Annotated in this window: 7 protein-coding genes and 2 pseudogenes; 5 read left to right on the top strand and 4 right to left on the bottom strand. The window is 40.1% G+C overall.

Going from position 1 to position 12135, the window contains the following annotated elements; translation table 11 throughout:
* Window positions 1-31: 31 nt before the first annotated feature.
* The 4 genes and pseudogenes from HG267_RS38795 to HG267_RS38780 form a co-directional block, all read left to right on the top strand.
* A complete protein-coding gene (locus HG267_RS38795; protein WP_045873609.1) occupies window positions 32-802 on the top strand; it encodes a mobilization protein in 771 nt (256 codons plus the stop codon).
* An 81-nt stretch (window positions 803-883) separates the two neighbouring features.
* Entirely contained in the window at window positions 884-1666 is a 783-nt protein-coding gene (locus HG267_RS38790; protein ID WP_045873608.1) for a DUF6753 family protein, read from the top strand.
* A 291-nt stretch (window positions 1667-1957) separates the two neighbouring features.
* Window positions 1958-2131, top strand: coding sequence for a hypothetical protein (locus HG267_RS38785; RefSeq protein ID WP_155539581.1), 174 nt, complete (start codon window positions 1958-1960; stop codon window positions 2129-2131).
* A 33-nt stretch (window positions 2132-2164) separates the two neighbouring features.
* Window positions 2165-3328, top strand: a pseudogene (locus HG267_RS38780) (IS701 family transposase); the annotation flags it as partial.
* Here HG267_RS38780 and HG267_RS38775 read toward each other — a convergent pair.
* The 3 genes and pseudogenes from HG267_RS38775 to HG267_RS38765 form a co-directional block, all read right to left on the bottom strand.
* Window positions 3328-4639 (bottom strand): annotated as a pseudogene (locus HG267_RS38775) (IS701 family transposase). The pseudogenes HG267_RS38780 and HG267_RS38775 overlap by 1 nt on opposite strands.
* Window positions 4640-4677: 38 nt before the next feature.
* A complete protein-coding gene (locus HG267_RS38770) occupies window positions 4678-4980 on the bottom strand; it encodes a hypothetical protein (RefSeq protein ID WP_045873670.1) in 303 nt (100 codons plus the stop codon).
* A gap of 174 nt (window positions 4981-5154) precedes the next feature.
* A complete protein-coding gene (locus HG267_RS38765) occupies window positions 5155-5784 on the bottom strand; it encodes a hypothetical protein (protein WP_045873607.1) in 630 nt (209 codons plus the stop codon).
* Between the two features lie 247 nt (window positions 5785-6031).
* On the opposite strand from HG267_RS38765, the gene HG267_RS38760 reads away from it, so the two are divergent.
* A complete protein-coding gene (locus HG267_RS38760) occupies window positions 6032-7645 on the top strand; it encodes an AAA family ATPase (protein ID WP_045873606.1) in 1614 nt (537 codons plus the stop codon).
* Window positions 7646-7652: 7 nt separating this feature from the next.
* Here the strand turns inward: HG267_RS38760 and HG267_RS38755 are convergent, their stop codons facing one another.
* A complete protein-coding gene (locus tag HG267_RS38755; protein ID WP_045873605.1) occupies window positions 7653-11333 on the bottom strand; it encodes a hypothetical protein in 3681 nt (1226 codons plus the stop codon).
* Window positions 11334-12135: the final 802 nt, after the last annotated feature.

The following is a 12135-nucleotide window of genomic DNA, read 5'->3' as shown; positions in this document are numbered from 1 at the left end:
ACATTTAGTAAAATTGCCAAGGAGATTTCAGATGGCAGCAATTCACTTCGTTGATGGTGAAAAAGGTGGAGTAGGCAAGTCATTATTTGCACGCGTTATGGTGCAATACTGTATTGATAATAAACTATCTTATGAGTTAGTAGAAGCAGACCAAAGTAATCCAGATGTGGGTGCATTTTACCCAAATAATCATAAAAAAGCAGTTTTTAGCGAATCAGAGCGTAAAGCTTATGATGCTGATGAAATTTTTAATTTAGCACTCACAACTTCTGTAATTGTCAATTTGCCTGCTCAAGTCTACCCAGCAGTAACTGACTGGATTGAGCGTAATCAAATCCTAGAAATTACTGGAAAAAATAAGGTCAAAATATATAAATGGTTTGTTTGTAGTGGTGGATATGACAGTGTTCAATTATTTATTCAATCTCTAGAACGCTTTGAAAACAAGATTAAGCATATATTTGTACGCAATTGTGCTTTATGCGATGACTGGAAACACATAGATGGACGTAAGGATTTACAGGAATTAATCAAAGCTTATAAAGTAGCTGTCATCAATTTTCCCAAGTTCAGCTATCGAGAGCGGGATATCCTTGATGCTAATCAGATAAATTTTTCTGCGGCTAGAGATTATGGAGAGTTAGGTGTATTGGGTAAGCAGCGATTACACAATTTTCTCAAAAAAGCTTTTGAGGAAATTGAGAAAGCTAAAATTTGGAATCTGACCGTAGCTTCAATTACTTCCCCAACCGAAAAAGTTGATGATGCTAATGCCAACAGCAAAGTTGCTACCAAAAAGTAATCTAAATGACATCTCTGACCATGAAATTAGATTACCAAATGAGCTTGGGAAGGGGCGAATTAACTAAAAGTAAATACAAATATGAGTAAATCTCACACAGAAGAACTTGATTTAGATGATGAATTTTTGGATTCAGTCGCTGCTAGAGGTAAAGGACTGAGCCAAATTCCTTACCCAACTTTACTAGATTTAGCCATTCGAGGTAAAGATGATTCATTTAAAGCCAGGGTTTGGGAAATAGTAGTTCAAACTGGAGTAGACCCTGACGACCCAGCATTTCTGATGATGATTGCTACTGGCAGGCTACAAGTGCTATTGGAAGACAATCCCAAAGAAATGGAAGCAATGTTTGATCTGTGGCAGACACAGCTTTATGACCATCTCCAGACATATGAAAAAATAGCAGTAAAAGGACAGCAAAAAGCGATCGCTCAGGCAGTGACAGCATTAATCAGACGTACTGAATTTGAACGTGCTATTCATTCGGTTCCCTCTCTAATTGCTGCGGGAATATTGCTATTAATTGCAGCAGGAGTGGGTGGACTGGTAAGTTTAGCTGGAACGTCTTGGTATCAATCCAGTCATCTAGATCCTGCTGGGCCACGCCAACTTACACAAGTAGAAGCCGATGCTTTGGAATGGGCAACCAGTAATGAAGGTAAGTTTGCTCACAATCTAATGCAATGGAATCAAGATTTGCTGAGTCGTGACCAAAACGGTCAACTTGCTTGTGCAAAGGAAGCCAAGCGTTTGGGGGTAACACTCCAAATTGGAGCAAGTAGCAGAAAAGCCTCGTCCGGGTTCTGCACTTTATGGATATCACCTGCTAATCAGCGCCAGTTTGTATCTAAGCCCAAAAATTAAGGATTGTGAATTAAATAACCTACATAATCTCTTTCCTTTAAGGCTTTGGTATTGCCAAACCACTGTCCTAAAATTTGGATCTTATTAAATCAACGTTCCTAACGGACTTTCAACTAAAAAAATATCCTATCCCTGTGGGACGCTAAGTGTAGCTTGCTTCCCCATAGGGGTACGAATTTAGAACAGGGGTGGAAGACAGGAACAGTCTTGTTGAGTCCAGAAATTGGGATAATTGTTTTTTTGGCGTTCCCTTGTTTGTCAAGTTCTCAATCGTAGAGGAGGATTCAGCAGATGTTTACCCGCAAAGTTAACTGGCTTTGGCTGCTGGTAATAGGAGGTACAGTTACAGCCTGTACCCGTTCTACTCCTGTAAATCTTAGTGACAAGGATGAGAGGAATACAACTCAAGCACAAGCTGAAACTGTGCCTGATTATCCCTGTTTTGTCACTCTGGCAGTAGTATAATAAGGTAAAAATGCTAGAACCAAGACACAGAGCATGGTACAGCCCCGTCCAGCCGCACCAACAGTCAAATTTGTGGACGAATATTGCCAGTGGTATAAAAGTCTGTTTCCAGATGTTAGGAGTTTCGAGGCTTTTAAATATCTCCATGTAGGCTGCATTTCTGATCTAAAACGTAAAACATTGCCAGAAATAGCAAAAATCGTAGGATTAGATAACCAGCAAGGGTTGCATCATTTTCTAACTACATCACCTTGGGATATAGAAAAGTTAAGAACCTTAAGGTTAGAGTTAATTTTACAAGTGCTAAAAGGTAGACCAATCATTTTAATTATTGATGAGACAGGGGATAAAAAGAAAGGGAGCAAGACAGATTATGTGAAACGGCAGTATATAGGAAATTTGGGAAAAACAGATAATGGAATTGTGGCAGTGACAGTATATGGTGTTTTCTGTGGGATGACATTTCCATTACTGTTTGAAGTGTATAAACCCAGGGAAAGATTACAGGCAGGAGATAAGTACCGCACTAAACCAGAAATAGCAGCAATACTGATAAAAAAGCTACAATCAATGGGTTTTAAATTCAACTTAGTACTTGCAGATAGCTTATATGGAGAGAGTGGTAAGAATTTCATATCTGTATTAGATGAACTAAACTTGAACTATATAGTAGCGATTCGGTCAAATCATTATGTAGAAATACTTCCACGACAACATATTCAATATTTAAAGTGGCAGAAGTTTCAAAGGGTATTCTCTGACTTGAGTCGGGAAAATCGATTTATTAGAGAAATTATTCCGGGAAAACGTGGAGAACTTAGATATTGGCAAATTACTACAGATCCAGAAAATTTGCCTGATAACACTACTTGGTATGTGATGAGTAAATATCCAGACATTACGCCAAGAGAAGTTGGAAATTTTTACGGTTTAAGAACTTGGGTCGAGTACGGGTTAAAACAAAGTAAGAATGAATTAGGTTGGTCAGATTTTCGCCTGACTCACTACCCAGATATTGAGCGATGGTGGGAAATTATTTGCAGTGCTTATTTAATGGTTAGTCTGCATTCGGAGCAACTGTTTCAGTCTCCATCACAACGAGAGTCAAAATTTGTTTCACATCCTTGGTGGGATAATGGAAATGGCTGGAAGAACATTCTTAACAATCTTCGTTTGATTATCCCTCTTTTGTCACTCTAGGCAGAGGAAAAGTAGAAATCAGGGTGAATCAGGGATATAAAAATTGAACTGGTGAGGCTATAAATAATAGATTGAAGTTTAAAAAAACCCAAAGCTAATTGAGGAATAGGAAAAACCGTTAACCAGGGATATATCAGATTAAATAAAGTAAAAGGTTGAATAATCAAACGAAGATTGTTAAGAATGTTCTTCCAGCCATTTCCATTATCCCACCAAGGATGTGAAACAAATTTTGACTCTCGTTGTGATGGAGACTGAAACAGTTGCTCCGAATGCAGACTAACCATTAAATAAGCACTGCAAATAATTTCCCACCATCGCTCAATATCTGGGTAGTGAGTCAGGCGAAAATCTGACCAACCTAATTCATTCTTACTTTGTTTTAACCCGTACTCGACCCAAGTTCTTAAACCGTAAAAAATTTCCAACTTCTCTTGGCGTAATGTCTGGATATTTACTCATCACATACCAAGTAGTGTTATCAGGCAAATTTTCTGGATCTGTAGTAATTTGCCAATATCTAAGTTCTCCACGTTTTCCCGGAATAATTTCTCTAATAAATCGATTTTCCCGACTCAAGTCAGAGAATACCCTTTGAAACTTCTGCCACTTTAAATATTGAATATGTTGTCGTGGAAGTATTTCTACATAATGATTTGACCGAATCGCTACTATATAGTTCAAGTTTAGTTCATCTAATACAGATATGAAATTCTTACCACTCTCTCCATATAAGCTATCTGCAAGTACTAAGTTGAATTTAAAACCCATTGATTGTAGCTTTTTTATCAGTATTGCTGCTATTTCTGGTTTAGTGCGGTACTTATCTCCTGCCTGTAATCTTTCCCTGGGTTTATACACTTCAAACAGTAATGGAAATGTCATCCCACAGAAAACACCATATACTGTCACTGCCACAATTCCATTATCTGTTTTTCCCAAATTTCCTATATACTGCCGTTTCACATAATCTGTCTTGCTCCCTTTCTTTTTATCCCCTGTCTCATCAATAATTAAAATGATTGGTCTACCTTTTAGCACTTGTAAAATTAACTCTAACCTTAAGGTTCTTAACTTTTCTATATCCCAAGGTGATGTAGTTAGAAAATGATGCAACCCTTGCTGGTTATCTAATCCTACGATTTTTGCTATTTCTGGCAATGTTTTACGTTTTAGATCAGAAATGCAGCCTACATGGAGATATTTAAAAGCCTCGAAACTCCTAACATCTGGAAACAGACTTTTATACCACTGGCAATATTCGTCCACAAATTTGACTGTTGGTGCGGCTGGACGGGGCTGTACCATGCTCTGTGTCTTGGTTCTAGCATTTTTACCTTATTATACTACTGCCAGAGTGACAAAACAGGGTTATTCAAGCCGTAAAGCTTGCGGGCATAATTCACCAGTTCTTTTAATGGTGTATTTACATAGTCCTTACGGAACTGGGAATTATGTTTGTCCCAATCAAACTCTTGTCCGTTAAATCTGGCTGCTGCTGCTAATTCTCTTCCTGATTCTTCCCGCAGTACTTCAATTACCATCAGGTGTACTTTCTCCTGATAAGTCATTACTCGTTCTAAAGCAGGAATATGCTTTTCAATTTTACGTGAGGCTTTAGCAGTTTTGCGAGCGCTAATGTTAATCATGAGATTTACTCCTTCATATTTATATTTTTCTCCTAAAAACCGCATCGAAAGATGCAATTTATCTTGTCTTATCTGACTGAATCAAGGAAAAAATAGCCATGTATTGTTTGAGGTAATACATGGCTATTTCAAGTTTTATTCTGTGAATTACTGAGAATAAACCGAAATTATTTATTAGTCTTCATCTTCTTCATCTAAATCTTCATCGAGTTCGTCATCTAAATCGTCAAGTTCTTCATCCAAGTCTTCGTCAAGTTCGTCATCTAAATCGTCAAGTTCTTCCTCTTCTTGTTCTTGGAAAGAATTACGACGTTCCAGAGATGCGCGGTTGAATTCCACTAAATCTGCTATTGCTTGCTCTGGATCAGTGCTAATAGTGTCATACAGCATACTCATGAAAATTGCCACTATTTCTGGTGCATATTTGAGTGCATCTGGTTGTCCAAACAATTTAGGAAATAATTTTGTATTCCATTTCTGCCAATCAAACTTTTTGTTACCACCTTTCTTTTTCACTTGAGCAGCAATGTCAAGTCCGAGTTTTTCACGGGCTGCATGACCGATTTTTGTGGAAACACGGGAATCTCGTAATTGTAATTTGACACCGTATTCCTTGAAGATTAGATTCCGCAATTCTTTCAACAAGGCTAATGCCTCTTCTTGTGGTGAAGCATTCGCTACCTTTGATTTAGTTGTAGCAGATGTACCATTAGTTTTGGCAGATGTTTTAGCATTAGCTCCGTTGCGATTGTTGTTATTGGTTGTAGCTTTAGCGATTCCTTCGGAGCGCTTTGCGTAAGCCATTTTACAGCTTCCTTTAATAAAGTGAATTTTTTTCACTTCCTTGCCGCAATCGCGGCTTTCACATCCATTTACTTCCAATTTCAAACCTATGCGGAGCAGTTTCTGAAATTAACACTGTGCTGGAGGCGATCGCTCTTTTTCATGTAAGAAATATAGCCAACCCGTTAGTGATAATTATCTGTTTGGCTAAAGCACCAGTAACAAATTTGCTCTAAAAGGGAAAAGTTCAGTAATTAAAATCAGGTTTATGAAATTGATAACAGACTGGCCTGCTCTGGCTGAGCAAAATACTGCAATTGTGGCTGTGGAGTATCATACGCCTGACAGAATGCAGATATTACAGCAATTTTACAATTGGGGTGAGGATCGTTCTTTGTCAGTCTTTGTCTGGAATCCTGGTTACTGTAGACTACAGCAATTAATTCGCCATCAAAGTCAGTACATCTTACAGTCAACTGACAGGGGTAAAAAAGGGGACATTATTCAGTATCTTCTGGAGGAATATCAACCAGGCATTTATTTACTGGAGGGGGTGCTAAATGAGAGTGATGGTAGCAAAATCAGTCAAAAATGTAGCTATCAATTACTCAATGCCTATCATCAAGCTCTCTGGAGTAAACAACATCATTACTGGGTGTTATTGGAAACTTATGTTCAACTACCGCTAGAATTACAGCCTTTTATTCCCATATTGTCAAATCCACTTCCAGACAAAGAGCAGGTGCAGCTGGTTGTGCAGCAGTTTTGTGATACTTGGGTTGGGCGTAGCGATCATCGCCTTAAGAACTGTGCGGAATGCGATCGCTATTCAAGCCTAAAGACAACAGAAAAAACAGAAGCACTGCGATCGCTCTTTCGTGCCTGTCAGGGTTTACCCATAGGCGAGATAAATATGCTACTACAGCAATGTCTGGGTTTTGCAGCACAGCTTGAGGAAATCGCCCAATTAGTGCTAAAGCATAAAGTTAACAAATTGCGGGGACGAGGTTTAGAATACATTGCCCAACCGGATGTACCTTCAGCCGGGGGATTAGATTTACTAGAAAAAAGGTTGGAAACTATTACCTATCTACTTCAAACAGAAGCAGAGCAATATGGATTGAAGTTTCCCACTGGAATGCTGCTTTGGGGTCCACCGGGTACTGGTAAGAGTCTTTCTGCCAAGTTAGCAGCTAAGAAAATGGGATTGCCACTGTTAGCAGCTAATTGGGGTGTACTATTGAGTGCTTCTCATCCCGACAGAGCATTAAAGGAGTTTATTGCTTTGGTGACTTCCCTTGCTCCCTGTGTACTTTATTGGGATGACTTTGATAAAGGTTTTGCTGGCTGGGACTCCAATGCAGATGGAGGTATAGCACGACGTTTATCTGCTGCTTTACTAACTTGGATGCAAGAGCATCAAGAGCCAGTTTATACAATTGCTACTGTCAACCGCTTAGAAATGCTACCTGCGGAATTAGTGCGTCGTTTTGATGATATCTTTTTTATGGACTTACCCCATGAAGGGGCAAGATATGAAGTATTCAATTTACATTTAGCCAAGTATTTTCCAGCATTTAGAAACAATAACTCTCCTTGGAGCGATGACCAATGGCATAAGTTGTTGGCAGAATATCGTATTTGCAGTCCAGCAGAGATTGGTAATGCAGTCCGTCGTTGTGCTGAAGAGGCTTTTTATCAAAGTAGACCTGGGGAAATTGAGTTTGAGGATCTGCTGAAACAGCGACAAGAATTTACACCAGCTATGGAGCGAGAGTCAGAACAGATACAGGCAATTCGCAATCAGGCTATTTATGCTAAACCAGTAGCTGGTCAGGATGTTTCTCGATTTGCTTATCAGCACCGGGAGTTATTTGGGTAAGCCGAATCTAATTTTTGAAATTATCCATCACATCTAGTAAAAAATCTTGATGCCAAGGTTTAGGCAGTACTGAAAGTAAAACAGTAATAATTCTCGCTTGCATTTTTAACGTAGTTGTTTTCAAAATCAACTGACAAGGCTGCTGAGCAAAATTTTGATGATCAGAATAGACTTCTGACGATAAATCATCATTCGATTGGTAATCAATAAATGACGAGTTTACGTAAATCTTAATCGAATTAGTGTTGTCCTCTAAACTATGTGATTCACGTTCAGAATTATTCCTAGTGCTATTATAAGTATCTAATAAGGATAGGAATATTTTTAGCCACTTTTTCCAACAACCACCAAACTCACTTGCTAATTTAGAAATATATCCTTGGCTAATACCAGAAACTGCTTCAACTGTGGATTGAGTAATTTTTTGTCCCTTCTCCCAAAGTTCTTTAACTGACTGCTTTATTTTCCACCAAGATTTTTCATCTTTAGAACCTGCTTCAATGGTGATTGAAGCAGCGTTAATAATTTCTATTTCCTGGTTAATAAAGCTAAGGTCATAGTCAGCACAGAAGTAGAAGTAAAGTTGTTCTTTAGTTCGATTATCCGCTCGTAAACGTCCTATACACTGTCTAATTTCAGCTTGTGTTGACCAATCTATAAAGCTATTGAATTCTTGACTACCAATAGTAGATTTTGAAATATAATCGCTATTATGCAAAGTTAAGTAAAGCGCTTCTAACGAGCCAATATTTTGGTAGGGAATACCAAAAGTGGCTAAGGCTGACACATCTTTAAAATCATTCGACCCTCGACTATCTCTAAACCAACCACCATCACCTTCTTGGCAGAATTTTACAAAGTCAATGAATTTGATATCAGGGTGCTTTACTGATAATTCTGCCCGTAGTGCATTAACTCTACTTTGGCAATAGTCAGTGCGATTTTTAGAAACTTGTCCTAGTCCTGTGATTTGAATAATCTTCAAATTTCTGTTTACCGATACCTCTTGTTCTATAGTTAAGATTTCTTCACTGTTAATGCCCATCCACCACGCTAAGTATTCAGGAGAAGCTGTCGCATCTAGATAAACATTCCAAGCAGCAGCTTGTGCTATTGATGTATGTCTTTCATTACGAATTGAAATGAGTAATTGACCCTGTTCTATTCGGAAATTACCTGGGATTTTTCTACCCCAGATTTGTAAAAATGGTACAACCCAATCTAGAGGAATATCTTGCTGAATTTTTTGTGTTATTTCAAAGCTTTTTTCACCAAAACGTTTTCGCAATGTTTTAGGTAAATCATTGAGATTGGCTCCATATTCCCCAGTAGTATTAAATAGATGTTCTAAATTGGGATGTAAAATTTCTGTAGCGACAGCGATGATTTCATCTAAATTATCTGGTAATTCACCCAGCATTTCTCGCACGGCTGTATCATTCCACCCGTATAATGGTTGCTTGATTTCTCCTGTCAAGCATTGACGCAATAACATCCACACAGGCTGCAATTGAGTATTGATTTGGGGGTAGTAAACAGTTATTTGGGCAATTACTTGATTTAAATCTTTGAGACTAGCAGCGATCGCAGTAATTGGTTGTACTGTCCGCATTGCTTCATCCCAGAAGACACCGCTATTTGACCAGTCGAAGTTATCAGTACCGGGGGCGCTATCAGGATGGGCGCGGATGTGATCGCACTTCAAAGCTTCTCGTCGCAAAAAACGATGTCCAAACCCTGCACCAGTAAGAGAACGACAAGCTTCAAGTAAATGGCAAGTACTACAAACTGGATTTTCTGTACCTTCCTGAATTGAAATATTTTTGTTTCGCAAAGCTGTAAAGATAGAAGTGCGATGGCAGTTACCAGGTGTGTCAGCGAGTTCCCCATTTTTCGGCCATCTCAAATATTGTTTACCGTTAGGTGTGGAATCCCATACCATCCCTGAATTGCGAACATCCAGATACTTATAATTACGTTCGATAGTTTCTGTAGTGACATTTCTCGCATGAGTAGTGAAGTACCAAAGTTTTTCTACCCCTAAAGTTTCAGGCTGAACAATCCCTGCATCATAGCTTTTGGATGTTCCCGTGGGACTTTTGTCTAAAATATGTTTCCACCCGGCAGCAATGGCTTCCTTGTAAACTTGTAACCGTTGACCTTTCTTGAAGATTATATTCGGTGGATGCTCAAAGTCACCCCATCTCGGTAACTTCCCTAGTTTGTACTCAATTGTCGCCGGAGTGATTTTTTCGTGTTCAGTGTGGTTTATGCTTCTGTGTATAGGATTTTGTTTACCAAAACCGTTTTTGGGTCGATAACGCTCCACCATTCGCCGAAACCACAGCTTGAGTTTGTAGAGCATTGCCCATTCTCTATCTACACCAGCAAGGGCTTTCTGGATTGCTTCTGGACATAAGGCAAAGAAATCTTCTGGTTGTAGCGTGTCGTTGTTCCAAGTTACACCTACCTGATATCCACCTTTGCGGCAGTACTCAACACCTCTGGCATACTGGCGGATTAAATCTAAATTTTCTGTAGAGTCTAGGGCTGGACGCAACTCAATGAGTTTGTCCTCTACTCGATGGAATGAACCGATTTTGAGTAGTTTTCTGATTTGGTGATGAATATGGCATCGGTTGAGGTAAGCGGCAGTAGTAATCAGTTTAATTTCGTTTTGGCGACCTGCTGCAAGCAATTCGTCAATGTCCAAGTGTTCTTTAGTCTCCAGTTGCCCCCAATCACCCACCGCCAGATGATATTTTTGCGAACGGCATTGTTGCAGTGTTTGTTCATTAGCTTTAGCGATATGAGGATTGAGACTTGCCCCAGCATCAGGCATGAGGCGAATTTCTTTAGGACGCAAGCGTTTGAGGTAATCCTTTAGGGTTTTTTCACCGTAATGAGCAGCACCCGCCGTACCGATGACAGCAATGTCAGTCTGTCCAGAACGCCATAAGAAAATTGCTGTGAGTAGGGACTTAAGCGCCCCCTCACAGAGAATCACTACTCTCGCTCTTTTAGTGTCGGGGTGTTTCCAGCAAAATAGTGGTAATTCCCCATTTGGTAGTTGTGGCCCCGTTCCTCCCTGATTCATACCACTCAGCCAGATGTATTTGGGGTTAGTACGCAAAGTAGCAATTTGAAAGCCAGTGATTTGAAAATCAGGATCTAGGGCTGCGATCGCTATCCCCTCCCTGCCTAAAAGCTTACCAAAGGGGGAAATGCCAGGGAGGTCGGATGTTATGCCAAGGGGAGCATAAAGACCTGGTTCCCAACTTCTTAGCCAACCTAACGTTTCTAGCCAGTGAATTTCGTCAGTACTCAATTGCCTATTCTCTTGTAGATGCAAGGCGTGTTGAGTACTCAAAGTGGTCACAGTCGTTTGCAACAGCAGTCCGAATAGTTTATTGCGTTTCTCTACACTTAACCACTGCTTGACCTTGCCTGAGTGGTGTTGCTGTCGAAATTCTAGTTTCTTTTCTTGAGAGTAGTGACTGCTGTCGTCCTTAACAAATAAACCGCCCATGTCATTACGCAGCAACTTGATGAAGCGATAGCCTGCGGGTGCATCCTGTTGGCTAAAACTCCGCAAGCACTCAATTAAGCCATTGACATGGATGGCGCAGCCGTGATGGTTGTCGCAGATGGGACAGGGATTGCGTTTGCTAGTGTACTGACGTTTCATAGACGCAACTTACTTAAGCGGGAGTGTGAATTTCCCATGCATGAGATTTATGTGCGTCTGTAAAATAGCATTTTAGCTTTTTTCGCTAATTTAGTACTTCACTATATATATAGATCAATATGATCAGATGAGTACTTTTCGTCAAAAAGCTTGCTGTATAAGCGTTTGAAAAAAGCAACTATCACACAAGGGGGCGTTATTATCACGCGAGGGGGCGTTAATTTTAGCGTGTTTGAGTACTCAGCGATAAGCATTGCTGTGTAAAGGTTTAAGCTAAAATAGCCCTCATATCAGAAGCCAAATATCACATGAGGGGGGTAATTTGAGGTGAGTAGTGAGGGTTGAGTACTCGCAGCAAAAAATCGGGCTAATACTTGTGTAGTTCCATTAAAGTCAACAGCCTACCTTAGACCGTTAACAAAAACTATGCCCAAAAGTGAACCTCCAGTCATCCAGCCTCCTTTGCCACGACCGTCGCGGTGGCCTTACTGGGTGTTTGTCCCGCTCTGCGCGTTTGCATATACTGTGTTCTGCTTTACTTTTATTATGGCTGCTTGGGGTATGCGCGGTGAATCGAAGCCGTGGTGGTATATGGTGGCCCAGGTGCTGGCAATACCGGGCGTGTGGTTGCCCCCTTACATCGGCGCGCCATTATGGGGTGGAATTATGGGTTTCGTCCTCATCCGACTGTTCCGGCTGATTCGGAGCCGTCGTCGCTGAGCTTGGGTCGTTATGCGGCTCAATCTAATGGTTGGGGCTGCTCTTCAATTCTAGACGACACAGAATTTGCAAGCACTGTTTT

Source organism: Tolypothrix sp. PCC 7601, assembly GCF_025677855.1.
Taxonomy (GTDB): Bacteria; Cyanobacteriota; Cyanobacteriia; order Cyanobacteriales; family Nostocaceae; genus Aulosira; species Aulosira diplosiphon.
The sequence above is the reverse complement of the archived record's forward strand: the minus strand, read 5'-3'. Positions and strand labels throughout refer to the sequence as shown.